At 69.4% G+C, this 26,681-nt stretch carries 22 protein-coding genes; 13 read left to right on the forward strand and 9 right to left on the reverse strand.

The annotated features are described in order from the left end of the window. The first annotated feature begins 8 nt into the window (after positions 1-8). On the forward strand, positions 9-254 hold the full coding sequence (locus GPZ80_RS27515) for a phosphopantetheine-binding protein (RefSeq protein WP_222719952.1): 246 nt from the start codon (positions 9-11) through the stop codon (positions 252-254). A gap of 41 nt (positions 255-295) precedes the next feature. On the opposite strand, the gene GPZ80_RS27520 is transcribed toward GPZ80_RS27515, so the two are convergent. Beyond that, on the reverse strand, positions 296-691 hold the full coding sequence (locus GPZ80_RS27520) for a VOC family protein (RefSeq protein WP_187224026.1): 396 nt from the start codon (positions 689-691) through the stop codon (positions 296-298). A gap of 158 nt (positions 692-849) precedes the next feature. On the opposite strand from GPZ80_RS27520, the gene GPZ80_RS27525 reads away from it, so the two are divergent. The 4 genes from GPZ80_RS27525 to GPZ80_RS27540 all read left to right on the forward strand — a co-directional run bounded on the left by GPZ80_RS27525 (position 850) and on the right by GPZ80_RS27540 (position 3,848). Then, on the forward strand, positions 850-1,392 hold the full coding sequence (locus tag GPZ80_RS27525; RefSeq protein WP_187223999.1) for a helix-turn-helix domain-containing protein: 543 nt from the start codon (positions 850-852) through the stop codon (positions 1,390-1,392). A 1-nt stretch (position 1,393) separates the two neighbouring features. After that, a complete protein-coding gene (locus GPZ80_RS27530; protein ID WP_187224000.1) occupies positions 1,394-1,762 on the forward strand; it encodes a HepT-like ribonuclease domain-containing protein in 369 nt (122 codons plus the stop codon). An 85-nt stretch (positions 1,763-1,847) separates the two neighbouring features. Next, positions 1,848-2,414 carry a GNAT family N-acetyltransferase gene (locus GPZ80_RS27535; RefSeq protein WP_187224001.1) on the forward strand — a complete coding sequence of 189 codons (567 nt, stop codon included), beginning with the start codon at positions 1,848-1,850 and terminating at the stop codon, positions 2,412-2,414. A gap of 84 nt (positions 2,415-2,498) precedes the next feature. Further along, positions 2,499-3,848: an alpha/beta hydrolase family protein gene (locus GPZ80_RS27540; RefSeq protein ID WP_187224002.1), complete on the forward strand. Its 1,350-nt coding sequence runs from the start codon at positions 2,499-2,501 to the stop codon at positions 3,846-3,848. A gap of 56 nt (positions 3,849-3,904) precedes the next feature. On the opposite strand, the gene GPZ80_RS27545 is transcribed toward GPZ80_RS27540, so the two are convergent. Next, positions 3,905-4,339, reverse strand: coding sequence for an SgcJ/EcaC family oxidoreductase (locus tag GPZ80_RS27545; protein ID WP_187224003.1), 435 nt, complete (start codon positions 4,337-4,339; stop codon positions 3,905-3,907). 23 nt (positions 4,340-4,362) lie between these two features. After that, a complete protein-coding gene (locus GPZ80_RS27550) occupies positions 4,363-5,541 on the reverse strand; it encodes an acyl-CoA dehydrogenase family protein (protein ID WP_187224004.1) in 1,179 nt (392 codons plus the stop codon). 235 nt (positions 5,542-5,776) lie between these two features. Here GPZ80_RS27550 and GPZ80_RS27555 point away from each other — a divergent pair, with 235 nt between their 5' ends. Continuing rightward, positions 5,777-7,357 carry a 4-hydroxyphenylacetate 3-hydroxylase N-terminal domain-containing protein gene (locus GPZ80_RS27555; RefSeq protein WP_187224005.1) on the forward strand — a complete coding sequence of 527 codons (1,581 nt, stop codon included), beginning with the start codon at positions 5,777-5,779 and terminating at the stop codon, positions 7,355-7,357. Between the two features lie 53 nt (positions 7,358-7,410). Here the strand turns inward: GPZ80_RS27555 and GPZ80_RS27560 are convergent, their stop codons facing one another. Then, entirely contained in the window at positions 7,411-8,619 is a 1,209-nt protein-coding gene (locus GPZ80_RS27560) for an acyltransferase family protein (RefSeq protein WP_187224006.1), read from the reverse strand. Between the two features lie 260 nt (positions 8,620-8,879). Here GPZ80_RS27560 and GPZ80_RS27565 point away from each other — a divergent pair, with 260 nt between their 5' ends. Beyond that, positions 8,880-10,127, forward strand: coding sequence for a cytochrome P450 family protein (locus GPZ80_RS27565; RefSeq protein WP_187224007.1), 1,248 nt, complete (start codon positions 8,880-8,882; stop codon positions 10,125-10,127). A gap of 100 nt (positions 10,128-10,227) precedes the next feature. Here GPZ80_RS27565 and GPZ80_RS27570 read toward each other — a convergent pair whose 3' ends face one another. Both GPZ80_RS27570 and GPZ80_RS27575 read right to left on the reverse strand, forming a co-directional pair. Continuing rightward, positions 10,228-10,680 (reverse strand): SRPBCC family protein, encoded by a 453-nt coding sequence (locus GPZ80_RS27570; RefSeq protein ID WP_187224008.1) that lies wholly within the window; start codon positions 10,678-10,680, stop codon positions 10,228-10,230. A gap of 46 nt (positions 10,681-10,726) precedes the next feature. Further along, positions 10,727-12,097 (reverse strand): FAD-binding oxidoreductase, encoded by a 1,371-nt coding sequence (locus tag GPZ80_RS27575; protein ID WP_187224009.1) that lies wholly within the window; start codon positions 12,095-12,097, stop codon positions 10,727-10,729. Positions 12,098-12,204: 107 nt separating this feature from the next. Here GPZ80_RS27575 and GPZ80_RS27580 point away from each other — a divergent pair, with 107 nt between their 5' ends. Both GPZ80_RS27580 and GPZ80_RS27585 read left to right on the forward strand, forming a co-directional pair. Further along, a complete protein-coding gene (locus tag GPZ80_RS27580; protein ID WP_187224010.1) occupies positions 12,205-12,957 on the forward strand; it encodes an SDR family NAD(P)-dependent oxidoreductase in 753 nt (250 codons plus the stop codon). A 16-nt stretch (positions 12,958-12,973) separates the two neighbouring features. Further along, complete coding sequence (locus GPZ80_RS27585; protein WP_187224011.1) at positions 12,974-13,237, forward strand: RidA family protein; 264 nt, start codon at positions 12,974-12,976, stop codon at positions 13,235-13,237. Here the strand turns inward: GPZ80_RS27585 and GPZ80_RS27590 are convergent, their stop codons facing one another. Next, positions 13,238-16,225: a glycine--tRNA ligase gene (locus tag GPZ80_RS27590; RefSeq protein WP_187224027.1), complete on the reverse strand. Its 2,988-nt coding sequence runs from the start codon at positions 16,223-16,225 to the stop codon at positions 13,238-13,240. Positions 16,226-16,284: 59 nt separating this feature from the next. Here GPZ80_RS27590 and GPZ80_RS27595 point away from each other — a divergent pair, with 59 nt between their 5' ends. Beyond that, positions 16,285-17,031 (forward strand): thioesterase II family protein, encoded by a 747-nt coding sequence (locus GPZ80_RS27595; protein WP_187224012.1) that lies wholly within the window; start codon positions 16,285-16,287, stop codon positions 17,029-17,031. Positions 17,032-17,283: 252 nt separating this feature from the next. Here the strand turns inward: GPZ80_RS27595 and GPZ80_RS27600 are convergent, their stop codons facing one another. Continuing rightward, positions 17,284-20,079: a helix-turn-helix transcriptional regulator gene (locus GPZ80_RS27600; protein WP_187224013.1), complete on the reverse strand. Its 2,796-nt coding sequence runs from the start codon at positions 20,077-20,079 to the stop codon at positions 17,284-17,286. 576 nt (positions 20,080-20,655) lie between these two features. On the opposite strand from GPZ80_RS27600, the gene GPZ80_RS27605 reads away from it, so the two are divergent. Both GPZ80_RS27605 and GPZ80_RS27610 read left to right on the forward strand, forming a co-directional pair. Then, entirely contained in the window at positions 20,656-22,794 is a 2,139-nt protein-coding gene (locus GPZ80_RS27605; protein ID WP_187224014.1) for a CHAT domain-containing protein, read from the forward strand. Positions 22,795-22,796: 2 nt separating this feature from the next. Continuing rightward, positions 22,797-24,269, forward strand: coding sequence for an alpha/beta hydrolase (locus tag GPZ80_RS27610; protein WP_187224015.1), 1,473 nt, complete (start codon positions 22,797-22,799; stop codon positions 24,267-24,269). 50 nt (positions 24,270-24,319) lie between these two features. Here the strand turns inward: GPZ80_RS27610 and dprE2 are convergent, their stop codons facing one another. After that, the gene (dprE2, locus tag GPZ80_RS27615) at positions 24,320-25,060 is read right to left on the reverse strand and encodes a decaprenylphospho-beta-D-erythro-pentofuranosid-2-ulose 2-reductase (protein WP_187224016.1); all 741 of its coding nucleotides are present in this window, start codon (positions 25,058-25,060) and stop codon (positions 24,320-24,322) included. Between the two features lie 277 nt (positions 25,061-25,337). Here dprE2 and GPZ80_RS27620 point away from each other — a divergent pair. Next, a partial coding sequence (locus tag GPZ80_RS27620) for a family 2B encapsulin nanocompartment shell protein (RefSeq protein ID WP_187224017.1) occupies positions 25,338-26,681 on the forward strand: 1,344 nt, incomplete at its 3' end.

A 26,681-nucleotide genomic window follows, 5' to 3' on the forward strand; every position in this document is an offset into this window, starting at 1 on the left:
GGTACTCGATGAGCACTATCTGTCAACAGGTCGAAGCGATCTGGAACGACGTGCTGAATGTCCGAAGTGGACAGGAAGAGGCGACGTTCTTCGAACTGGGCGGCGAGTCGATCTCGGCGGTCCGCCTGGTCTCGCGGATCGAGGACGAGCTGGAAATCCTGATCGACGTCGGTGACATCTTCGAGGACGACCCGACCCTGTCCGCGCTCATCAGCACGGTCACGGCCAAGGCCGCGGAGACGTCGGCGGCCTGAGTTTGAGGGTGGCCCGCGGGCTGTTCGCCTGCGGGCCACCCTCATGCGGGTTGGAACAGTTCGATCAGGTTGCCCGCGGGGTCGGTGAGCAGGATCTGGCGCCCACCCGGCCCGGAGACCACGTCGCTCAGGAAGGACAGCCCAGCCTCGCGGAGGCGCGCGATCTCGGCGTCCAGGTCGTCGACGATGAGGTGGATGCGGTTGCGGCCCGGGCTGGCGGCGATGTCCGCGGGAGTGGCGCGGGCCCCGGAACTGGCGGCGCCGGAGAGCAGCAGCCGCAGCGGACCGCGGGTCACGTCGGCGAAGGCGGGCGCGGCACTGGTGTTCACAGTGAAGCCGAGGTGGGTGGTGTAGAAGTCGATGGCCGCCTGCACGTCGTCGACGAGGTAGCGAACACTCGCGAACGGTCGGACTCGGTCGTACCGCCAAGCGTAGATTCCCGCACCACCTCGCGCGACCCACGGCCCCGGCGGCGCTGACCAGCGATTTAGAGTCCACACGGCCAACTGGAAGCCGGAGATCGATGCGCATTAGGCAGTCGGTTCGGCCGGTGGTCCGACTGCCCGTTGATAGCGAATCCGCTATCATCGACCTCATGGTCGCGAGCGGACAAGAAAGTCGACCCGCGCCCCGGGCCACGGCCGCGGAACTCGTGGCCACGGCGCGCGGCAGGCGCGGGATGTCTCAGCGGGAGCTCGCGCAGGCCGCGGGCGTTCCGCAGTCGACCGTGTCGAAGATCGAATCCGGTCAGCGGCAACCGTCGGTCGCGATGCTGGAACGGCTCCTGGAGGCAACGGGCTTCAGCCTCCAGACCCGGCTCACGAACACAATTCGGCCCTCGCTCTTGCTGAACAGGTACAGCGACGAGGTCACGAAGGTCTTCACCCGCTTCCCGCTCGCCCAAGTCTGGGTTTTCGGATCGGTCGCCCGCGGTGATGACCGCCCCGACTCCGATCTCGACTTGTTGGTCGAACTCAAACCGGGAGCCTCCTTCGTCGACATCATCGGCCTCGACGAGGAACTGGCGGCGGTGTTGGGTTGCGCCGTCGACATCGTGACCACTGCGGAGCTGGAATCCAACGACCTGTTCCGCCGAGGCGTGAACCGTCATCGACGCCAACTCATCGGCGCCGCGTGAGATGAACGAGCGCACAGCGGAACAGCTGTTGTACCTCGACGCGACGTTGGCCGAGATGACCCAACTGGCCTCCCGCGGCCGTCCCGCCTACGACGCCGACATCGCCGTCGCACGGGCCTGCCAATACAACGTCGTCCGCTTGGCCGCCGACCTCGAGCGTCTCGGCGACGCATGGCTCACGTCGCACCCGGCAGTGCCGTGGCGGCTGATCAAAGGCATGCGCAACCGCATCGCCCACAACTACTGGACGGTCGACGACGACATCGTCTGGGCCGTCGTCAGCGAGCACGCGACACAACTCCACCAAGTGCTCGCCTCGGAGATAACCACCGCACGGTCCGCACTCCAGGTCGGAGGCGACCCAGCCTGAATGGTCCGGGTCCGTGCGGGAGCAAGGCCCGGTTATGGCACCCACGGTAAGCCTGTATCCAGGTACTGGATGCGACCATCAACCCATGCCACCACTCCTCGACCCCGTAGTCGCGCCCGGCAGCATGGGCAGGCTGACCCAGCCGGTCCTGCGAGCCGACGACCTCACCCTCCGCCCGTGGCAGCCCGCCGACGCGCCTGCCGTCGCCGCCGCCTACGCCGAGCCCGGTATCCAGCGGTGGCACACCCGGTCCATGACTGGCGACGAGGCCCTCACCTGGATCCACCACTGGCCAGACCGTTGGAAGCAGGAGACCGGCGCGGGCTGGGCGGTGACCGAAGGCGCCGGGCTGATCGGGCAGATGAGCCTGCGCAAGCTGAACTTCACCGACGGCCTGGTGGAGGTCTCCTACTGGGTGCTGCCGCAGGCCCGCGGCCGACAGGTGGCCGCCAGGGCACTGACCGCGCTGACCAACTGGGTCTTCGACGACGCCGGCTTCCACCGGGTCGAGGTGCGCCACTCCGCCGCCAACCCGCCGTCATGCAGGGTCGCGGAGAAAGCGGGTTTCCCGTTGGAGGGCGTGCTGCGCAGGCAGGCACTGCACACCGACGGCTGGCACGACATGCACCTGCACGCCCGCGTCAAAGAGTGAACTCAATGAACGCAACCTCCACGGCAGCCCAGGGGCGTGTCTAGCGTCACACCGAGCGCGACGCCGCGCACCGAGGAGGACTTCATGTACGCAACCTCGCTGGTCACCGCCCTCCTCATGGGGTTGACGCCTATCCCGGCAGGGCTGCCGACGGTCGCCTGCCCGGCCGAGTTACCGGCGAACACCACTTGCCACGGCGGCCAAGACGACAACGGCGCGTTCTACTCCATGGCCATCCCCCAGAACTGGAACGGGACGCTGGTCCTGCACGCCCACGGTGGGCCGGACCTGGGCGCACCCACGCAGGGCCGCAGCGTCGGCGACCTCACCCGCTGGTCGGTGATGGTGAGCGAGGGCTACGCCTGGGCGGGCTCGTCCTACCGCCGCGGGGGCTACGGGACCCGGATGGCGGTGCGGGACACCGAAAACGTGCGGCAGCTGTTCACCCGCGCGTTCGGTGAGCCGGACGTGACGATCCTGCACGGGCAGTCCTGGGGCGGCAACATCGCCGCCAAGGCGGCCGAGCTGCACGACTACGACGGTGTCCTGCTCACCAACGGCGTGCTGGCGGGCGGCTCCCGCGGCTACGACTACCGGGTCGACCTCCGAGTCGTCTACCAGCACTACTGCGCCAACCATCCCCGGCCGAGCGAGCCGCAGTATCCACTGTGGACCGGTCTGCGCAAGGACTCGACGATGACCGGCAGCGGCCTGCGGGCCCGTCTGCAGGAGTGCACCGGCATCGAGTCGCCGCCCGAGCAGCGCTCACCGCTGCAGCAGCGCAACTTGTCGGACATCCTGGCCGTGACCAAGTTGCCGCAGCGGACGCTGTCGTCCCACCTCAGCTTCGCGACGTTCACCTTCCGCGACATCGTGCACAACCGCCTGGGCGGCCGAAACCCCTTCACCAACCTGGGCGTCCAGTACTCCGGCTCGCACGACGACGCGGCCCTCAACCGAGGAGTCGAGCGCTTCCACGCCGACCCGTCCGCTCTCCGGGATCTGTCCTACGACAGTGACCTGACCGGCCGGGTCACCGAACCGGTGCTGACCATGCACGCGGCCAACGACCCGACAGCGTTCGTGGAACACGAATCGGCGTACCGGGCGAGCGTCGCCGGAAACAACCTGGTGCAGACCGTCACCACGGAAAGCGAACACAGCGCCCTGAGCGATTCCGGGTACGCGAGCGCGATCTCCGCACTGTCCACTTGGGTGCGCACCGGGCAGAAGCCGACTCCTGCGAGCATCGCCGAGTCCTGCCCGGCCTTCGACCGCACCTACGGCACCGGCTGCTTCTTCGACCCGACATTCACGCCAGGCAGCTACGACTCCCGGGTCAACCCGCGCCCGGGCGGCACGCGCTGGCCCGCCCTGACCTGGTCCCAGGCCGAGGCGTGGAGCCGCGTCCCAGGTGTCGGCATCCGGCCATGACAGCCGGCTGAGCCCCAACCCGGGCGAACGGGTTGGGGCTCAGCCGAAAGCTCAGATCAGGCGGCCTTCTGCGTCTTCACGCCTTCGACCGCGTCGCGCGGGCTGTTCTGGTACGCCGCGAGCTTCCACTGGCCGTCCTGCTTGACGACGATCCAGGCCGCCCGAATGGCCGCCTTGTCGGCGACCTCCGACTCGCCCGGGTCCAGCACGCCACCGGCGGACAGCAGGATCGCCGCGTCCCGGCCCAGCGGACGCATGTCGATCGGCTTGCCCGTGACCTGGGTTCCCTTGTACACGTCGGCGAACGCGACGGTCATGTACTTCTGGATCTCCTCGCGGCCCTTCTTGTACAGGCCCGGCAGCACCATGGTTCCGTCGTCGGTGAACACGCTCGCGAACGCCTCCGCATCGGCGTAAGCCCACGACGCGATGACCTTCTGGGTCAGCGACGCGATGGCGACCTTGTCGGCGTCGGTCAGATCAGTGCTCATGCTCTTTCCCTTTCCGGCAAGCGCTAGATGTAGAGGGTGTTGGGCTCAAGACCGCACAGCACCCGGCCGTACAGCTCGAAGTTGGTGTTCGGGTGCATCAGGGCGTGCAGGTTGACCGCCTGGATGTCCCGGGAGATCCGCTGGATCGGGACGTCGGTGTAGATCGACGAGCCGCCGCTCGCGGTGGCCAGGATGTCGACGGCCTCCTTGGTCAGCTTGATGACCGCACCCATGTCCGCCCGCGCCTGGGCGCGCTCCTCGAGCTTCCACTCGACCCCGGTGGACGTCTTCGAGTCGACCAGGCCCGCCAGGCGGTGGGCGTGGAACTCGGCCTGGTCGATCTTCAGCGTGGCCTCGGCGACCTGGTGGTGCGTGATCGGCGCCTCGCGCTGGCTCTCGTAGGCGGTGTAGGTGATCTTGCGGTTGGGCAGGCGGTGCAGGAACGCGTCCCGCGCGGCCCGGCCCAGGCCGACGATGGTGCCGACCGACGACGCGGCGGCGACCGGCATCAGCGGCGAACGGTAGATCGAGCCCTCGCCGTTCTGCTGCGACGCGCCCGCGCCCTGCAGGACGGCGGGCAGCGGCAGGACCCGGTCCTGCGGGATGAACAGGTCCTTGGCGACCGTGCTGACGCTGCCGGTCCCCTTGAGCCCGAAGGTGTTCCAGTCGTCGACGATCAGCAGGTCGGTGATCGGGACCAGGGCCATCACCGGGTACGGCTCGCCCTCGGCGGGCACGTAGATCGCGATGACCTCCTGCCACTGCGCGTGGTGGGCGCCGGAGATGAACTGCCACTTGCCGTTGACGACGATGCCGCCCTCGGCCGGGGCCGCCATCGCCGACGGGCTCAGGGTGCCGCAGATGCGCACGTCCGGGTCGCTGAAGACCTCGTCCTGCACGTGGTCCGGGAAGTGGCACGCCATCCAGCCGGGAATCCAGTACACCGACGCCACCCACGACGCCGACCCGTCGCCGCGGCCGAGTTCGGCGGCCACGTCGACCAGGGTGCGGGTGTCGACCTCGTAGCCCCCGTAGCGCTTGGGGCGGCGCAGCTTGCCGAAGCCCGCGTCGGTCAGGGCCTGAACCACCTCGTCGTGCAGGCGCCGGTTCTCCTCCGACCACGCCGCGTGCTTGCGCAGCAGCGGAGCCAGGTCGGACGCGCGCTGGACGAGTTCCTCCCTGGTCGGGATTTCGGTCGTCATCGCCAATTCCTCCTACCGTTCACCAAGAGTGCAGCCGCGAGACGCGACCGAGCCGAGCCGTCCAGCAGCAACCGTCTCACTCCCGGTCGCGCGCGGGCACCTTCCGATATGCGGCCTTTCCCTTGTCCGGCAAGGGCAACTCCGCACGCGCAGAGAAGGGTTGACCCGGCATCGCTGACACGATCGAGGAGCGAACAGGCACCCCGCTGCGGCTGCGAAAAGAGGGACTAGTCCGGTGACCGACCAACAGGCTGCTGGCGGCGGCTCGACCGAGCCGCGGCCCAAGACACGTCCACTGACCGGCGACGAGTACATCGAGAGTCTGCGCGACGACCGGGAGATCTACATCTACGGCGAGCGCGTCAAGGACGTCACCGCGCACCCGGCGTTCCACAACCCGATCCGGATGACGGCCCGGCTCTACGACGCGCTGCACGACCCGGCCAAGCGCGACGTCCTCACCTGCCCGACCGACACCGGCAGCGACGGGTACACGCACAAGTTCTTCACCACGCCCAAGAGCGCCGAGGACCTGGTAGCGCACCAGGGCGCGATCGACGCCTGGTCGCGGATGAGCTATGGCTGGATGGGCCGCACCCCGGACTACAAGGCCTCCTTCCTCGGCACCCTGGGCGCGAACGCGGAGTTCTACGAGCCGTTCGCCGACAACGCCCGGCGCTGGTACAAGGAGTCGCAGGAAAAGGTCCTCTACTGGAACCACGCGATCGTGCACCCGCCGGTGGACCGCAACCTGCCCCCGGACCAGGTCGCCGACGTGTTCGTGCACGTGGAGAAGGAGACCGACGCCGGTCTGGTCGTCAGCGGCGCCAAGGTGGTCGCCACCGGTTCCGCGCTGACGCACTACAACTTCATCGCGCACTACGGACTTCCCATCAAGGACAAGAAGTTCGCGCTCGTGGCGACCATCCCGATGGGCGCGGCCGGGATGAAGCTGATCTGCCGCCCGTCGTACTCCGCGCAGGCCGCGGTGATGGGCAGCCCGTTCGACTACCCGCTGTCCTCACGGATGGACGAGAACGACACCATCCTGGTGCTGGACAAGGTGTTGATCCCCTGGGAGAACGTCTTCATCTACGGCCACCTCGGCAAGGTGCAGCTGTTCTCCGGCCGCTCCGGCTTCCCCGAGCGGTTCACCTTCCACGGCTGCACCCGGCTCGCGGTCAAGCTGGAGTTCATCGCGGGCCTGCTGGCCAAGGCGGTGGACATCACCGGCACCAAGGACTTCCGCGGCGTGCAGAGCCGCATGGGCGAGGTGTTGGCCTGGCGCAACCTGTTCCTCGCGCTGTCCGACGCCGCCGCGCGCAACCCGGTGGAGTGGGTGAACGGCGCGGTCCTGCCGAATCCCCAGTACGGCCTGGCGTACCGGTGGTTCATGCAGATCGGGTACCCGCGGGTCAAGGAGATCATCGAGCAGGACATCGCCAGCGGCCTGATCTACCTCAACTCCAGTGCGGACGACTTCAAGAACCCGGAGATCCGGCCGTACCTCGACAAGTACGTCCGCGGGTCCAACGGGATCGAGGCCGTCGACCGGGTGAAGGTGATGAAGCTGCTGTGGGACGCCGTGGGCACCGAGTTCGGTGGCCGCCACGAGCTCTACGAGCGCAACTACGCGGGCAACCACGAGCAGACCCGGGTGGAGCTGCTCAACTCGCAGCTGGCCAACGGGCAGGTCGACGGCTACAAGGCGTTCGTGGACCAGTGCCTCTCCGAGTACGACCTCGACGGCTGGACAGTGCCGGATCTGTCGAACTTCGACGAGCTTCGCCAGTTCCGCGACGGCCTCAACGGCTGACCCGGCACCACTAGAGGGCGAGTACCCCCGGTACTCGCCCTCTTTCGCGCGCGCTAACCGGCGAGCCGGTCTACCGCACCCGGTCCCGGATTCTCAGCCTTGTCGACAGCGGTGGGGAGCTTGATGACGCGGGCGAGCTTCGCGCGGCGAGAGGAGCCGAAGCGGCTCATGATCGGGCGTTCCACACCGAAGTACAGCGCGGAGGACAGCGCGACGGTGGTCAGGCACAGCAGCGCAAGCACCGCGAGCGCGGCGGGCGTGCTCCAGGTCGTCCCCAGGAGGCGGTGGCCGTAGTCGAGGACCAGCCAGTGCAGCAGGTAGAAGGCGAAGGTGATCTCGCCGAGGAAGACCATGGTCCGGCCGGAGAACACGCTCGGGCGCGCGGCCACGTCGGCGGTGGCGAGGGTGAACAGGATCAGGCCGATCGGGGCGACCATGGTCGCGGCGATCCGGTACGGGCCCGGGAACAGCGGGGTCAGCGCGTACATGGCGATCGCGATGGCGGTGGCGCCGCCGATGCTGAGCGGCAAGGTCCGGCCGGTGCGCACGATCTGCGCGAGCACCATGCCCAGCACGAACTCGATCATCCGCACGGGCGGGAACACCGAGACGAACCAGTGCTGCCACATCGTGAGGTCGAGCCCCGGCGTCACCGCAGCACTCGCCAGCGCCGATGAAGGCGGGATCAGGTTGGCCAGCACCGGCATCAGCCACACACCCGCGACCAGTCCGCCCGCCAGCAGCCACAGCCGGTTCTCCGGCACTCGTTTGATGAGCATGAACAGGAACGGGAAGGCCAGGTAGAACAACAGCTCGCAGGACAGCGACCAGCTGATCAGGTTGCCGCGGAAGGCGATCGCGAGGTCGGGAACCCAGGAGTGCAGCAGCGCGAAGTTGATGACAGAGCTGAAGTCGACCGCGGTGCCGACGACGACGGCGCCGAGGATGAACGCCGCGGCGGTGGTCACCAGGTGGTTGGGGAAGATCTTCGCGACCCGACGTCGCCAGAACCCGGGGATGGAGTCCGTCTCGCGGACCGACCAGGACAGCACGAAACCGCTGAGGACAAAGAAGAAGACGACACTGGCGAACCCGCCGGAGGCGATGACCGTCCCGAGCAGCCCTTGCGCGGGCGCGGAGGAGAAAAAGCCGCCGTAGAGGATCGCGTGGTACAGGAACACGGTCATGACCGCGAGAAAACGGGTGCCGGTCAACGAGGTCAGTCTGGATCTGGACTCACCGGCTTGGAGCCGCTCGGACATTGGTGCCTCCTGTGGAGAGGTCCCGGGCGGCCCAGGCGGTTCCCATGCGCACTTTCCGCGAGTCCCACCCAGAGATTGATACGCCGACCTTGGCGCAGCGGGTCCGCGCGTGCGTCCTCCCGATTGCGAATTGCACGAACTATCCGAAAGTGCGCTTTGCCTTGGCAGCAAAGGAGAATACGGGCCACACCGGCGATACTCGTTAGCCTTGGGCCAAGTCGCTTAATCCCTTCGTCCATCGACGTATTAGGAGCAATCCGATGGAGAAACGCTGTCCCGCATTGGATACCACCGGACGGAATATCCACGCCGAGGCAGCGGCGCTGCGTGCGCTCGGTCCGGCGACCCAGGTCGAGCTGCCGGGCGGGGTTGTCGTCTGGTCGGTCACCAGCCACTCGGTGATCAAGAGCATGCTGTCCAACCCGAAGGTCACCAAGAGCGCGCGCAACCACTGGCCCGCGTTCTACAACGGTGAGCTGAACCCGAGCTGGGAGATGATCAGCTGGGTCGCCATGGACAACGTCTCGACGTCCTACGGCAAAGACCACCTGCGGCTGCGCAGGCTCATCGGCAAGGCGTTCACCCCGCGTCGCACCGAGGCGATCCGCCCGCTCGTGGTCGGCCTGACGAACATGCTGCTCGACGGACTGGCCGCGGCCGAGCCAGGCGAGGTCGTCGACCTCAAGGAGCGCTTCGCCTACCCGCTGCCCGGCATGCTCGTCGCGGAGCTGATCGGCATGGGCGAGCAGCAGCGCGCGGCGACCGCGAAGGTCATCGACATGATGGTCGACACCACGGTGTCGCCGGAGACCGCGCAGAACATCCTGTTGGGCTGGCGCGGCGCCATGGCCGACCTGATCGCCGAGAAGCGCGCCAACCCGGGCGAGGACATCACCAGCGACCTCATCGCGGCCCGCGACGAGGACGGCTCGCGGCTCACCGAACAGGAGCTGGCGGACACCATCTTCGCCATCCTGGGCGCCGGGTCGGAGACCACGATCAACTTCTTCGACAACGCGATCACCGAGCTGGTCACCCACCCGGAACAGCTCGAACTGGTCCTCGCGGGCAAGGCCACGTGGGACGACGTCATCGACGAGATCCTGCGCGTGCAGTCCCCGCTGGCCAGCCTCCCGCTGCGCTACGCCGCCGAGGACATCGAGCTCGACGGTGTGACCATCCCCAAGGGCGACCCCATCCTGATCAACTACGCCGCGGTGGGGCGGGACCCGGAGCTGCACGCGGACAGCCCGGAGGAGTTCGACATCCAGCGGGAGGACAAGGCCCACCTGTCCTTCGGCCACGGCCCGCACTACTGCCTCGGCGCGGGCATCGCCCGACTCGTGGCGACAGTCGGGCTCTCAACCCTGTTCGAACGGTTCCCGGACCTGACCCTGGCCGTCACCCGCGACGAGTTGGTGCCGATGCCGACGTTCATCATGAACGGGCACCGGCAGCTCCCGGTCTATCTGACCGCTCAGGAAGCGCGCGCGGAGAAGGTGGCCTGACCGCGGAAGGTCCGGCAGGCTCCCGCGCCTGCCGGACCTTTCGCGTATGTCGAACTCTGTTGCCTGGGGGGGCGACTCGGTTGCAGGGGGTGGCTCGCGGTTATTCGGCCAGGACCGCGGCAAGCCGGTCGAAGCTTTCCGCCCAACCTGCCTCGGACTGCTCCCGGATCTCCGCCGACGTCCGCATCTCGATGTCCAGGCCGAGTTCCGTGCCGCCGTCGAAGTCGGTGAAGGTCACCAGGCCGTCGACCGACTGCATCTGGGGCAGGCACGGCTTGGGCTCGGTGAAGCGGATGAGTTCCTTCTCGGCGAACTCGACGAAGCGGGAGTCCATGGGCACTTCCATGCCGAACTCGGCGACCACCATGGTCAACTTGAACGTGCCGCCCACCCGCGGGTCCAGCTCGATCGATGACTCCGGCACGCTCACCCCGTGCGGGCCCCACCACCGGCTCACCAACTCCGGCCGGGTCCACGCCTCCCAGACGCGTTCGCGCGGGGCGTCGAAGACGCGCGATATCGCCACCCGCTGCTCGGGCATCGCCTGGTCCACGACACTGCTCCTCGGCTCGCTGACGAAAGTGCCGCCAGCGTAAGCCTCAGAGCGCGGAAGTGCTGGTCATGACGTCGCCACGAAAGAGTCCTCGTGGGTCGATCCGACTACGCACCGCGTCGACCCGTTCGATGTCGGCCGCGGACAGGTGACCCTGGGGCTGGACGGCGCTTTCGACGAACGTCGGGGCCGTCTGCCCAGTGTCCCATCGCGACAGCGCGGACCGGGCGAGCGCGAGGTGCTCGGCGATCGTGGCCGCGACCTCGGGGTCCATCGGGATTCCCGCGCCGGAGTAGACGTACGCCGCGTCGAGGTGGGTCAGCGCGCCGCCCTCGGGGTCGGGCACGGCCATCGCGCCGCCGAGCTGACGCAGCCCGGCCATCACCAGCGGTGAACCGGAGCCCTCGCCCAGAACCCTGAGGAACTCGGCGATTCCTTCTTCACCCAATTCGGTGATCAGGAAGTGGTCGCCCTGCGCCGGAACCGGCTCGTCGGGGTCCATGTGCGTCTCCAGCACCGCGTGCGTGGTCGTGGCGTGCCAGGTGTCCATGACCGGCTCGGCCACCGCGCGCAGGGGGGCGAGCAGGTCGTCGGCGTAGCGCTGGGCCACCGCGTCCGCACCGAGGATGACGCCGTCGACGCACACCATCGTGCCGCCGGTCAGCTCCGGCGGGATGTCGGGGAACGGCGGCAGGTTCAGCAGCCGGAACGACGTCGACACCGCGGTCGGCGCGTCCCGGCACCACTTCTCCCACAGGGAAAGCAGCGTCCGCGCGTGCACGGCGGGCCAGAACGCGGTGCCGGTGACGACCGACGTCGTGGCGAACAAGTCGACCTCGATCGCCGTGACCACACCGAATCCGCCACCACCGCCGCGTAGCGCCCAGAACAGCTCGGGGTCGTTGTCCGCGTCCACCCGACGCAGATCGCCATCCGCGGTGACCAGCTCGATCGCGCGCACGCTGTTGACCGCGAGGCCGTGCTCGCGGCCGTAGAAGCTGATGCCGCCGCGCAGCAGGTAGCCGACGACGCCGACGGTCCCAGCCGAGCCGTGCGGGGCGGTGAGGCCATGCGGGGCGGTCGCCTCGACGACGGCTTTCCATTGCGTCCCAGCGGGAATCCGGGCGATCCGGCGCTCGGTGTCGACATGGACCTCGCCGTCGAGTTCCGTGCGCACGAGGATCGCGTCGTCCATCGGCTTGGCGCTTCCGGCCGAGTGCCCGGTGGTCTGCACGCGGACCTTCAGGCCCGCGGACTTGGCGTAGGTGATCGCCGCGCGGATCTGCTCGACGGTCCGCGCGGTGACCGCGGCGGCCGGGGCCACGGGCGCGGCGAGGTTGAACACCTGGGTCGCGGCGACGTAAGCCGGGTCTTCGGGCAGCGCGATGCCTGCGTCCTGCTCGTCGAACGTGGTCATGCCAGCCAGCATCACAGCGGCCCGCTCGGCGGGGCATCTTCACCGGTGCGCAGTTCGGCGCAATCCCAGAGATGCACCGCACGCTGGGCAAATGTGACCCTGACCGCATGAGCGAATTCGAAGGCAAGAGCGTCCTCATCACTGGCGGCGGCAGCGGCATCGGCCTGGCCACCGCCCGCCTGCTGCTCGACGCGGGCGCCCGCGTCGCCATCGCGGGCCGCGACGCCGAACGGCTCGAGACCGCGGCCAAGGAACTCGACGGCGGCGCCAACGTCCTCGCCGTGGCCGCCGACGTGTCGAGCACCGCCGACCTCGACCGGCTCATCGCCGCGGTCAAGGACGGCTTCGGCACCATCGACGGCGTGTTCGCCAACGCGGGCGTCGGCCTGAACGCGCGGACCGCCGACGTCACCGAGGCCGAGTTCGACCAGGTCGTCGACACCAACTTCAAGGGCGCGTTCTTCACCGTGCAGAAGGCCCTGCCGATCCTCGCCGACGGCGGCTCGATCGTCTTCAACGCCTCGTGGCTGGTCCACCGCGGCATGGGCATGGGCTCGGTGTACGCCGCGAGCAAGGCCGCCGTGCTCAACCTGGCCCGCACCCTGGCGCCGGACCTGGCCGAGCGCGGCATCCGGGTCAACACGGTCACCCCGGGCCACATCAAGACCGAGATGTTCGACGCGGTCACCGGCAACGACCAGATCCGCGAGTTCTTCCGCGGCCAGGTGGCCATCGGCAGGCTGGGCAACCCGACGGACATCGCCGACGCGGTCCTGTTCCTGCTTTCCCCGCGCTCGTCGTACATCACCGGCCAGGAACTCGTCGTCGACGGCGGCATGGTCGGATCGGTCCCCAGCTAGGGGTTCAATAGACGGCATGAGCGATGCCGTCGACTCGATAAGCCGGATGGCCACCGGACCGACGCTGTACGTCGCGGGCCAGGTTTCGTCCACGGAAGACGGTTCGGTGCCCGACTCGGCGGTCGTGAAGCTCACGTACTTCCTGCGCGACCTCGGCGATCTCGCCGAGGTCCGCGAGGTCGTGCGTGCAGTCGTCCCGCACCCGCGCCCGGCAACAGTTCCGCCTCCCCGACGTTCCGGTCCCCTTAGGTGCGGCTGGGAGCCTGGTGGGTGGGAATAACTAGCTAGAGCTCTCCAGGCTGGTGGTCAGGGCCTGCCAGTCCAGGACGGGGGCGGCGAGGTCGCGGATCGAGGCGAGCAGGCCGAGGCGGGCCGCACGCACGGCCGGGTCCTCCGCCATCACCAGGATGTCGTCGAAGAACGTGTTGACCGGGGCGGTCAGCACCGACGCGGCCTCCACGAATCCCGCCAGGTCCGAACCCGCCGAGCTCGCCTTGACGAACGCCTCGTGCAGCGCCAGTTCCGCCGGTTCCGACAGTGCGGCCTGGTCGTAGGACGCCGCCGTGTCGGCCGGGACGATCCGGCGCACCCGCTGCAGAGCGGCGGCGAGCGCGGCGAAGTCCGGGTCGGTGACGCGGGCCGACAGCTCGGTCAGCGTCTCGTCGGCGGCGGCCGGGGCATGGGCCAGCGGCAGCACCGCGGACACGAGGTCGTGGGCGTTGCCCGCGTCGAGGAGGTGCTGCTCGTAGCGCTTCACCACGAACTCGGCGACATCGGCCAGCACCGCGTCGGACACCTCGATGCCCTGGGCACGAACACGGTCCGCGGCGGCAGCGAGGCCCACGGGAATGGTGATCGGCCGGAGCACCGGGTGCGCACGCAGGATCGCGACCACACCCGCCGCGGCGCGGCGCAGGCCGAACGGGTCGGAGCTGCCGGTCGGCTTGGCGCCGATGGCGAACAGGCCTGCCAGCAGGTCGAACCGGTCGGCCAAGGCCAGCAGCGCACCCGGCACGGTCGTCGGGAGGGCGCCGCCACCGCCGCGCGGGAGTTCCATGTCGAACAGGGCCTGCGCGACGGCCTCGGTCTCACCGGAGCGGCGGGCGTACTCGCGGGCCATGGTGCCCGCCAGGCTCGTCAGCTCGATGACCATCTGCGATCCGAGGTCGAACTTCGCCAGTGCGGCCGCACGGGCCAGCGCCTCAGTGTCCTTTTCGGACAGGTCGACACCGCGGGCGAGTTCCCGCGCCACGGCGCCGATGCGATCGGCGCGCTGGGCGACGGAGCCGAGCTTCTCCTCGAAGGCGAGCTTGGCGATACCGTCCTTCATCTTGTCGAGCGGGGTCTCCAGGTCGGCACGCCAGAAGAAGCTCGCGTCCTCGTAGCGGGCCCGCAGAACCGCCTCGTTGCCCGCGCGCACCTTGTCGTAATCGCAGGAACCGTTGGCCACGGCCACGAAGTGCGGCAGCAGCTCACCGGAGGCGGCCCGCACCGGCAGGTAGCGCTGGTGCTTGCGCATGACCGTTGTGAGGATCTCGGCGGGCAGGTCGAGGTAGCGCTGCTCGAAGGAGCCGAGCAACGCGTTGGGCTCCTCGACCAGGTTGGTGATCTCGTCCAGCAGCGCGGACTCGCCCTCGACGTCGATGGAGCCGCCGACAGTCGCGGCGAGTTCCTGCGCGGCGGCGATGATCAGGGCGCGACGCTCCGCCTGGTCGACCACGATGCCATGGGAGGCAAGGAAAGCCGGGTAGTCCGCGGCGGACGCCACGGCGACCTCGGACCGCGCGGCTGTGCGGTGCACCCGGGTGGTGGAACCGGCGACGAGCGACGACGCGACCACCGGGACTGGGGTATCGCCGAGAAGGGCGACCAGCCAGCGCACGGGGCGGGTGAACGACAGCTTCGGGTCGCTCCAGCGCATGTTCTTGTCCGAGCGCAGCTCGGAGACGACCTCGCCCAGGATGCCGCTGAGCACCTCGACCGCACCGCGGCCGGTGTCGGTCTTGGTGATGCCCACGTAGGTCACGCCGTCGACCTCGACTCGCTGCAGCGTGGCCGGGTCGACACCCTGGCCGCGGGCGAACCCGGCGGCGGCCTTGGTCGGGTTGCCGTCGGCGTCGAACGCCGCCGACTCACGCGGGCCGCGCACGGTGCGCTCGGCGTCCGGCTCACGGTCGGACACGCCGTCGACGATCGCGACGACGCGGCGCGGGGTGGCGTAAGTGGTGATGTCGCCGTGCGCGAGCCGGGTCGCGGCCAGCTTCTCGGTCAGCGCGCGGCGCACCGACTCGGCGGTGCGGGTGACCTCGTGCGGGGGCAGTTCCTCGGTGCCGATCTCGAACAGCAGCGTGTTGTCGCCGCTGACCTCGGCGAACTCGGTCGGCGCCGGCGCGAGGGCGGGCACCTGCGCGATGCCGAGCGGGTGCTCCAGCTCCGTGCGGCGATCGGCCCACAGGGCGGCGACCTCACGGGCCAGACCCCGCATCCGGGCGAACGCCTTGGCGCGTTCGGTGGTGCTGACCGCGCCACGCGAGTCCAGGATGTTGAACGTGTGCGAGCACTTGAGGATGTGCACGTAGGCGGGCACCGGCAGGCGGGCGTCGAGCAGCCTGCGGGCCTCGGCGGCGTACTCCTCGAAGAGCCTGCGCTGGCTGTCGACGTCGGCGTCGTCGAGGTAGAACCGGCTCATCTCGTACTCGGCCTGGCCGAACGCCTCGCCGTAGGAGATGCCGGGGGCGTACGCGATGTTCGCGAAGTGGTCGACACCCTGCAGCGCCATCATGATCCGCTCGATGCCGTAGGTGATCTCCACCGACACCGGGTCCAGCGTCATGCCACCCGCCTGCTGGAAGTACGTGTACTGGGTGATCTCCAGGCCGTCCAGCCAGACCTCCCAGCCCAGTCCCCAGGAGCCGGTGGCCGGGTTGGCCCAGTTGTCCTCGACGAAGCGGATGTCGTGCCCGGCGACGTCGACGCCGAGCGCCTCCAGGCTGCCCAGGTAGAGCTCCTGGGGGTTGCCCGGGTCGGGCTTGAGGATGACCTGGAACTGGGTGTGGGTCTGCAGGCGGTTCGGGTTCTCCCCGTAGCGCGCGTCGTCGGGCCGCACACTGGGCTCGACGTAGGCCACCCGCCACGGCTCCGGGCCGAGAACTCGCAGCAGCGTCGCCGGGTTCAGCGTCCCCGCACCGACCTCGGTGTTGAACGGCTGCACCACCATGGCGCCGCGCTCGGTCCAGTACTTGGTCAAGGCGATCAACGCGTCCTGCATGGTCAGCACAGTGGTACCTCATCTACAAGCCTGGCGGGGATGCGGGCAGTCTAGTTGGTATGCCGTTACCGACTGACGACCTATGGGTCCGCCGATTCCATCCGGCCCCCGCCGCGGCCCACCAGCTGGTATGCCTGCCGCACGCGGGCGGGTCCGCGAGCTACTACTTCCCGATGTCCAAAGCCCTCTCCCCGGACGTCGACGTGCTGGCCGTGCAGTACCCGGGAAGGCAGGACCGAGTCGCGGAACCCCTGGTCGACTCGGTGCACGAACTGGCCGACCGGCTCGCCGACGTGATCGCGCCCCGGGCGGACCGGCCGCTGACGCTGTTCGGGCACAGCATGGGGGCGGCGGTGGCCTTCGAGCTGGCGTCGAGACTTCAGGCGCGCGGAATCACCGCGCACCGGCTGCTCGTCTCGGGCAGGCGCGCCGCCTCCTTGGTGCGGGAGGGCGAGCGGGTCCATGAGGCCGATGACGCGGGTGTGATCGCGGCGATGAAACGGCTTGGCGGCGTCGATACCGCTTTGCTGGCCGAGCCGGGATTGGTGGAGTTGATCCTGCCTTCGGTGCGCAATGACTTCCGGGCGGTGGAGACTTATCGGCCTCGTTCCGCTCCGGTGCTCGATGCGCCGATTGTGGCGTTTTGTGGGGATGATGATCCGACTACTTCGGTTGAGGAGGCTCAGGGCTGGGCTTCGCATACTGGTGGGGGATTTTCTTTGGAGGTTTATTCTGGGGGGCACTTCTTTCTCAACGAGCATATGGGGGCTGTTGTGGAGCGGGTTCGGGTTGAGCTGGGGGTTTGATCGCGCTCATGCGGTTCGCCGGCGGCTTCGCCGGGGCGCCCGCTTGGATGGTTCGCCTTGGTTTGAGGACCCCGAAAATTGGCCTGCGCGGGTAAAGCGGGCAGGATAGGGAGACTGCCCCGGTGCGAAAATTTGGGTCCATTTCACCCAAATCAAGGCACACCACCCAAGTAGGTAGCGAGTATTGGACATTTGTGATTCAGGGTGGCCTTTGCGGAAGCTTGTTCTCTACTGCATCTGTTTTGCGAACCTCTAGCGGTCGTCCTGGGTTTGCAGTTGCCTGGGTAGGCCTGCGGGCAGATCCGTCCTGCGGGTGACCTTCAGTTTCTTGTAGACCCTGGTCAAGTGCTGTTCCACGGTGCTCACCGTGATGTAGAGCTTGCCGCCGATTTCTCGGTTGGTGTGTCCCAGCGCGGCCAGGATCGCGACTCGACGCTCGGCTTCGCTCAGGACGTCCAGGCTGGGGCGGTCCGGCTCCGGCATTCGGTGTGGTTCGTCGTTCGCGCGGCCTGACAGCAGGGTGCGGCTCAGGGGTTCCGCCTGGCAGCGCTTGGCCAGCTGCAGTGCGCGGCGGGCGACTGCCCTGGCTTTCTCGGCCGCCCCGACCTCGCTGTGGGCGTGGCTCAGGTCGGTGAGTGCCTTCGCCAGTTCGAATCGGTCGCCGCCGAGGTGGAGGGAGTCGACGGCTTCGGCCAGCACCGACACGCGGCGGGTGGGGTCGACCGTGCCGGCCAGCACGCGCAGCCCGATGCCCCTGGTGCGAGGGCCGCGGCAGCCCGGGAGGGCCAGGTGTTCGGTCATGAGGCCGCGCGCCGCCTCCCGGTTGCCGAGGGCGACCAGGGCCTGGGCCGCGCCCGCGCGCCACGGGACGAGGGTGGGGAGGTCGATCGACCAGGCTCGCAACAGTTCGCCTGCCCGCTGGAACTCACCCAGGGCGGCGTGGGGACGGTCGGTGGCCAGGTAGTGCAGCCCCCGCGCGTAGAGGTACTGGACGCCGAACTGGGTTTCGAAGACTGGGTTGGGGACCGGCTGCCGCAGGAGGTCCGCGGCGTGTTGGTGGTCGCCCATGGCGGTCGCGGCGCTGACCCGGGTCGCGAGGAGCGAGGCGATGGCGACGCCCCAGCTCTGTGCCGACAGGCCCTCGGTGGCGATCCGGCCGTACCTCGCCGCCGCCGGGAGGTCGCCTTGACGCAACGCGATCTCGCCTCGGATGCCGTTGAGGACCGCCTGCCAGGTGACCGACCGGCGCTTGGTGGCCTCGGTCAGCAGCGACGCGCACCAGGTGGCGGCGCGGTCGACTCGGTCGGCGTGGATCAGGGCGGCCAGGGCCGACACCTGGGCGCCGAAGGCCTGCTCGCCGAGGCGGCAGCTGCGCAGGATGTGCTCGGCGTCGGTGGCCGTGCGCGCGTCGGACTCGCCTGCCCGGATCCGGTCGAGGAGGACACCCGCGCGGCTCCAGGGGTCGTCTCGTCCGGACGGCTTCGGCAGCGCCTTGATCCGGGCGCGCGCCACCGGGTTGACGAAGGACAGCCAGCCGACGACCAGGCCGATGTGGCCGGACTTGGGCTTCTCACCCGTCGCCACCGACGCGGCCAGACCCGCCAGGGTGCCGGCGAGGTCCTCCGTGTGGCCGGACCAGAACAGGTGCTTGGCCAGGTGCACGGCGTTGTGGTCGGCCAGCGTGCCCCGGGCCCGGGCGTCGAGCAGCGGGGTGAGGTGGCGCAGGGCGGCGGTCGGGTTGGACCGCCACTCGATCCGCAGCAGCTGGGTGACGATGTCGGCGTGCTCGGTCGCGTCGACGCAGCACTTGGCGGCGAGGTCGAGCCGGGCGACAGCCAGGTCGAGTCGGTCGGCGACGATGGCCTCGCGGGCGGCGTGGCGCAGGATGGCGACCGCCCAGGCGCCGTCGGGCTGGTCGGCGGCGACGAGGTGGTCGGCCACCTGGGTCTCCGAGGCGCCTTCGCGGTGCAGCAGCCGGGCCACCCGCAGGTGGCGGGCGGCGCGGTCGGTGGGCGCGAGCCCACGCAGGACGGCCGCGCGGGCCACCGGGTGGCGGAACCGGCCGCCGTCGAGCAGGCCCGCGGTCTCCAGGACCTCAAGGACCTGGGCCGCGGCGTCCGCGCTCAGGTCGAGCAGCTTCCCGACCATGGCGGGCGTTCCGGCGTCACCGAGCAGGGCGAGTCCGCGCGCCACTTCGAGCATCGCCGGTTCCCAGCGGTGCAGGCAGGCGATGACGGCTTGGTCGTAGGCCTGGCCGACGGCCATCTCCTTCTCCCGGCTCGCACCAGACCGGACTTCCGCGCGGTAGTCCTCGATCAGCGCGTGCGCGAGCAGCGGGTTGCCGCCGCTCAGCGCGTGGTGCACGGGGGCCAGCGCCCGGGCGGCGACCGGGTCGAGCTCGGCGCGGATCAGTTCCTCGACACCGCGTTTCGACAGCGCCGCGAGCCGCAGGTGCGTGGTGTTGGGCTGGCGGGTCACCTCGGCGCGGAACACCGCGCGGGTGGGCCGGGGCAGCGCCCACTCGGTCAGGACGATCATGACCCGGGCGAAGCGCATGCGGCGCAGTACATACAGCAGGGACTGCAGGGAGGGGGCATCGGCGAACTGGACGTCGTCGACGGCGACGACGACCGGCTGCCGCCTGCCCGCCTCCGTCAACGCGGCGCACAGGCCCTCCAGGACCACCGCGCGTGACCGGCCGATCGAGACCGGGTCGGACTTCGCCGCACAGGACTCAGCCGTGGCCTGCCCGATGTCGTCGCCCGCGAGCAGGCAGGCGACGGTCTCGGCCACGGCTTCGGGTAAGACGGGGCCGCTGAACAACTGCTTCAGGACACCGAACGGCAGGCTGTGCTCGGCTCGCGAACCGGTGGCGGTCAGCACGGTCGCGCCCTTGCCTCTGGCGTGTTCCGCGAAGGTGTGCAGGAGTTCGGTTTTGCCGCTGGCGACCCCGCCGCTGATAAGCGCGACCTGCCCACGGTCGCGTGCGCACTCGGCAAACAGCCGATTCAGCGTTTTCAGTTCCTCATTGCGTTCGACCAGCGCCATCCGTCGCCCTTCCCCTGCGAGGGACGCGGCCGGGCAGCCCGCGCAAGAGCCCAGTCGCGTCACTCATCGTGACCATATTTGCCGTTGCCCCACGGTCGACCCTGAATCTAACGGCATTTCCGTGCAATGTGGAAGGTTCGCCAAGTGAAGGGTGGAACAATGCGAGGTCCAGCGCCCGCGCTTGGTTGAGGGTGACCCATTCGGCCCATCGGACTGCCTCCTCGGCGGGCCGACACCTGGCCAGGTTCACGGGTTCGCCAAGGGCTTTCAGCGATAGATCGACACCGCCGAAGGCGCCAGACGACGGGCTGCTCCACATGAGAGCGGCCGTTGGCCAGTTTCCAACAGCAAACCTCAAGACGAGATCAAGTCCGGTGTGGACAGCCGTTGCTACATCCGGCCCAATCGGACACCGAGTGGCCTATCACCCACTGCGGATGACGCCTCCGCGACGGCGCGTCGCTTACTTTGCGTGACTGCTCCGGATGAACGACTCGTCAATTCGGGGGCCACACCCGAGGCCATCGAAGTTACGCGACTGACTACGTTGACGACTAACAGTGCGGGAGGTTCGTCATGCTGCATTCGGAGCGGGAGCAGCTCGTCCGACTGCTCACCATGCGTGCGCACACCGACGTGATCTCGCTGCTGCGCTCCCGGCCACCGCTCGGTTGGTGGGCGAACCGGCAGGCCAAGCGGCTACGCAAGGGCATCGCCGACGCCATCGCCCGGCAGATCCCGCCCCGCTTGATCGCGGCGGCGATGCTCCAGGACCACAACCCGGACATCGTCCTCGCCGCGATGACACCGCTGATCGCCGACAACCCCGCCCCGGAGATCGCCGCGAGCGTCCTGCTCGAGATCCTGCTTCAGGAACCTGACGTGGGAACTCCGCGTCGCCGAATCTGGCGGCTGCCGCCGACCCCGACGCCACCAAGCCCGCCCAACGCGCCGATCGGTCGGCGAGAACCGAGGCCGGATTACGGATCGCAGCGCCCTGTCCAGGATCGCACCCCCGGGGACATTGGCGGCTGGGGAACCGGCGTGTGGCGGCCACCGTGGCTCAACCGGCCCTCGGACCCCGCCCCCGTCGGAACGGTCACGCCCGGCGAACCGCCCGACGACTTCGAACCGTTCGAGGACTTCTCCACGGACCCGCCGAGCGTCCGCGAGGTGTGGCCCACGCTGGAGTGCCCGGCGTCGGTCGACATCGATGAGCAGTTCGACCTCACCGTCGGTATCGGCCCGAAACAGGACATGGCGCTGCTCGGCACCGGCTCCATCATCTTGCCGGACCAGCGGGTGCGGCTGGAGATCGTGCTGATGTACGACCCGACCGCGTTCGCCCCGGTCGGCTGGTCGAACCCGGTCATCCTGACGGTCGGGCCCGCGAACCCGTATCCCGTGACCACGCTGCGGATGACCGCGTTGCGGGGGGAGAGCCTGCGCTCCCGCCGCGACATCGGCGCGTCGTTCTACGTCGACGGCGCGCTGCGCGGATACGCGTCACGCGCCATCGAGGTCACCGGGACGCCGTCGGGCACCGTCGCACTCTTCGGCGGCGCGCTGCTTGACATCGGCCCCCTGCTCGAACACGAGGCCCCGGACCTGGTCGTCGTGGTGGAGCGCGGCGAGGACCTGCGCGGCCAGACCCTGCTGTGGAGCACCAGAAGCTCGGTTTCCGGGGTGGCCTCCGCGCCGGGTCCGTACCGCAGCGAGATCGGCGAGGACCCGGCCGCGTTCGCCCGCCGGGTGCGGCTCGACGTCGGCGCGTACGGCGGCGACGCGCGCGGCAGCACCCTCAAGCTGATCGGCGTCGGCCGGGCCATCGCCGACCACATCCCCGACGAGGTCTGCGCGGCGCTGACCGCGGCGAGCGCCGCCCGCTACCCGGACCCCGCCACCGTTCTGCTGCTCAGCTCCGAGCCGCATGTGCCGTGGGAACTGGCGGTTCTCGACCCGCCGCCCGCGGTCGGCAGCCCGTTCCTCGGCGCGCGCATGGCGATCGGGCGCTGGGTGCTGGCTCGGAAGCGGCCGCGGCCGACCCCGCCGACGGAGGTCCGCGCCGACCGGCACATCGTGGTCACCGCCCGGTACGAGGGCGTGCCCGGCTGGGCGCGGCTGCCGCACGCCGAAGCCGAGGCCGAGCGGCTGCGTCTGACCTACCCGCCCGCCGTGGAGGTCCAGCCGCTGCACTCGGCGGTGCTCGACTGCCTGGAGGCGGGGCCGGACGGCGGCGTCCTGCATTTCGCGCTGCACGGCAAGTACGACCCCGAGAACGCCCAGGACGGCCTGGTGCTGCTGGCGCCGTCGGAGGCCAACCCGGAGCGCCTGGTCCCCCGGTTCCTGCAGCCGGACCAGGTCTCCGCGATGGCGTTCAGCGCCGCGCCCTTCGTCTTCCTCAACGCCTGCCAGGTCGGCGCCGCGGGCGAGGTGCTCGGCGACTATTCCGGGCTGGCCAAGGCGTTCCTGGCGGCGGGCGCGGCGGGCGTCGTCGCTCCACTGTGGAATGTCAACGACGAGGCGGCCAGCGCGCTGGCCGACGCGTTCTACCGGGACGCCTATGGTCCGCAGGCGTTGGCGCCCGCGGAGATCCTGCGCCGGGCCCGCGCCGAGGTCTCCCGTGACCACTACCCGACCTGGCCCGCCACCACGCTGGCCTACCAGTTCTTCGGACATCCGCGGCTGCGGCTGCGGCGCGATCAAGGGGCATGACCATGGCTGAACCGCTGCGGCCGGACGGTACCGAGGTGCGGGTGGGCGACGTCGTCGTCGTCTCGCCGGGACTCACCGGGCAGGTCGAGGTGCTGCTCCCGGGCACCGACGGCATGCGCGGCGCGGAGGACGCGCGGCTGGCGCTGCTGCGCGCGTTGGCGCGCTGCGATTTCACAGAGCAGCTGTCCGTGCGGGTGATCGATCCGGTGGAGGTCCCGGAGCTGGCCTCGGGCGTGAGCCGGTCGACCAGCCTCGGCGAGCCCGCGATCAGCGTCGAGGTCCCCGGGCCAGGGTCCGGCCTCGGCCAAGTCGTGCTCGCCGCGGACGAGGAAGGCGCGCTGAGCTGGCACTTTCCCGACGACGTGCCGCCCGACGAGGTGCCCAGCCGCGGTGGCGACCGACGCACGTACACCTTCCGCCGGGCCGTCGCCCCGCCCGCGGAGCCCGGTGGCTCCCGCGGGCTGATCGGCGCGGTCGGCTCGAAGCTGTTGAAGGTCTTGGTTTTCCCGCTCATCGACCCGGTGCTGGGCAAGATCGGCGACCACTTCGCCGGGCGGTGGGAGCAGAAGAACCGGGGTGTGCGGCTGCGTGACTTCGTCGACCACCGGGTCGCGGAGGCGGGTCCGGTCGACTGGCAGGCCCTCGGCGCCGGTCCGGCGCTGCTGTTCGTGCACGGGACGGCGAGCCAGAGCCACACCGGATTCCACGGCGTGGCACCGGAAACGCTGGGCGCGATCTCCGCGCGGTATGGCGGGCGCGTGTTCGCCTTCGACCACCACACGCTCTCGGTCGACCCGGTGGCGAACGCGCGCTGGCTGGTCGAGCACATCCCGGCGGGGGCCGGGCTGACCGTCGACATCGTGGCCCACTCCCGCGGCGGGCTGGTCGCGCGCGCACTGTGCGAACTGCCCGACGAGGTGGGCCTGACCGCGGACCGGATGACCGTGCGCACGCTCGTCATGGTCGCCACGCCCAACGCGGGCACCCCGCTGTGCTCGCCCGCCAACATCACGGCATGGCTTGACCGGATGACCAACCTGCTGCAATGGGTGCCGGACAACGGCCTCACCGACGCGCTGGACATCGTCCTGACGGTCGCCAAGCAGGTCGCTGTCGGCGCGTTGCGCGGTCTGGACGGGCTGATGGCGATGGACCCGAAGGGGCAGTTCCTGGTGGAACGCCTCAACAAGCCCGCCGAGCACACGGTCACTTACCGGGCGGTGGCGTCGAACTACGAGCCGACCGAGGGCTCCGGGCTGCTGCGCAGCGCCCGCAACGCCTCGACCGACGTGGTGTTCGGGATGGTGCCCAACGACTTGGTGGTGCCCACGGAAGGCGTGTACGCGGCGAACGGCGCGAGCGCGTTCCCGATCGCGGAGCCACAGGTGTTCGAGGCGGCCGACGGCATCGACCACAGTGGTTTCTGGCCGGACCCGCGCCTCGTCGCCGCCTTCGACCGCTGGCTCGTCGGCTAGGTCCTGGCCGGACTTACAGGACAGGGCCTGGTTTGTCCGCCTTCCCGAATTCACCGGGGCATCTTTCGCCATACGGCGCGCGGCAGGACACGCATCAGCGCGAAGATCGGACGCAGGATCGCAGGGACCCACACCTCGCCGCGCTCGCCGGCGAGCGCGCGCACGGTGGCGGCGGCGACCTGGTCCGGTGTGCTGGAGAACGGAGCGGGCGCCATGCCCTCCGTCATCCGACCCACGACGAAACCTGGACGGACCAAGAGCAGCCGCACCCCGCTGCCGTGCAGCGCGTCGGCGAGCCCGGAGGCGAATCCGTCCAGGCCCGCTTTCGCCGAGCCATAGACGTAATTGGCCCGTCGGACCCGCACGCCCGCCACCGAGGAGAACACCACGACAGTGCCGCTCCCCTGTTGTCGCAAAAGGTTTGCGATATGGGTGAGGACACTGACGTGCGCCACATAGTCGGTGTGCACCACACGGACCGCGTGCGCGGAATCCTGTTCGGCGACCTTCTGATCACCGAGGATCCCGAACGCCACGACAACCGTGTCGATCGGTCCGTGCGCGCGGGCGATCTCCGCGAGCAGCGGCTCATGCGAGGCGAGGTCGTCGGCGTCGAACTCCACCCGGTCGACGGTCGTCGCACCCGCCGCACGCAGGGCCGACTCCTCGATGTCGAGGTCGTCGCTGCGGCGCGCGGCCAGCACGACCGTGCGCGCGCCGCCCTCGACCAGCCGACGAGCGACGGCCACCCCGATCTCACTGCGGCCGCCCAAGATCACCAACGGTCCCATCCCGCCAGTCTGCCGGTGTGCCCGCGGGCGCGACACGCCGGGCGGAACGGACGCGCCGACATGATCGAGTGAAAGATCGACTCGCGACTACACAAAGTCGATAACGAATACCGCATCGAGTGGACTTTATCGGGTTATCACCATCCCATTCGGGACTGTCGGGTGACTACGCACCGATGCTAACTTCGAAAACGTCGGCAGCCCGACAATTCAGGCCGACGCCCCCTATCAACCCCTTCATTTCCCATGCCCTGAACCAGGATTGGCGGTACCAGTCGTGACCGAGACAGTGCATCCCCTCAACCCTGCCCGGCCGGAGGCCGCACAGCAGAGCTTGAGCACTGCGGCGGCGCGAAACCTTGCGACCACAACGAAATCCGCCCCTCAGATGCAGGAGATCACCTCGCGGTGGCTGCTGCGCAAACTGCCGTGGGTGCAGGTCACGGGTGGTACGTACCGCGTCAACCAACGGCGCAGCTACACCGTGGGCGACGGCCGCATCGCGGTCGACCGGTCGGGCGCCGCGGCCCGCGTCGTCGCGGGCGACCTGCGGGAACTGGCCTGTCTGCGCGACTTCGAGGACGAGGACGTGCTCGGCGCGCTCGCGGGCCTGTTCACACAGGAGGAGTACGCCGCGGGCGACACGATCGTGGAGTGGGGGCACGCCGAAGACCGGTTCCTCGTCCTCGCGCACGGGCGCGCCGAACAACGGGCCGCGGGCGAGTACGACGACGAAGCCGTGGTGGGCGTCCTCGCCGACGGCGAGTACTTCGACCAGTGGGGCCTGGTCGAAGAGCGGATCTGGGATTACAGCGTCCGCGCGGTCACCACCTGCACCGTGCTGGCCCTGCGCCGGTCCGACTTCCAGGCGCTGGCCGACCGGGCGCCCGCGCTGCGCGCGCACCTCGACGCCTTCGCGGCCGACGACGCGCAGGGCCGCGACGGCGAGGTGCCGATCAATCTCGCGGCGGGCCACACCGGCGAGGTCGAACTGCCCGGCACCTACGTCGACTACCAGGACGCCCCGCGCGAATACGAACTGAGCGTCGCGCAGACCGTCCTCAGGGTGCACACCCGTGTCGCCGATCTCTACAACCAGCCGATGGACCAGGTCGGCGAACAGCTCCGCCTGACCATCGAGGCGCTACGCGAGCGCCAGGAACACGAGCTGATCAACAACTCCGAGTTCGGCCTGCTGCACAACGCCGACGCCAAGCAGCGCATCCACTCCCGCACCGGGGCGCCCACGCCCGACGACCTGGACGAGTTGCTCGCCAAGGTGTGGAAGGACCCGGAGTTCATCCTCGCCCACCCGCGCGCGATCGCCGCCTTCGGGCGCGAGTGCAGCAAGCGCGGGATCTACCCGGCCGGCGTCGACATGAACGGCCACCAGGTGCCGTCCTGGCGCGGCATCCCGGTGCTGCCCTGCAACAAGATCCCGATCAGTGACACCCGCACCACGTCGATCCTGCTGATGCGCACCGGCGAGCAGAACCAGGGCGTCGTCGGCCTGCACCAGACCGGCATCCCCGACGAGTACGAGCCGAGCCTGTCAGTCCGCTTCATGGGCATCGACGAGAAGGCGATCATCTCCTACCTCGTCAGCGCCTACTACTCCGCC

This window comes from Actinokineospora xionganensis (genome assembly GCF_014323725.1).
GTDB classification, from domain to species: Bacteria; Actinomycetota; Actinomycetes; order Mycobacteriales; family Pseudonocardiaceae; genus Actinokineospora; species Actinokineospora xionganensis.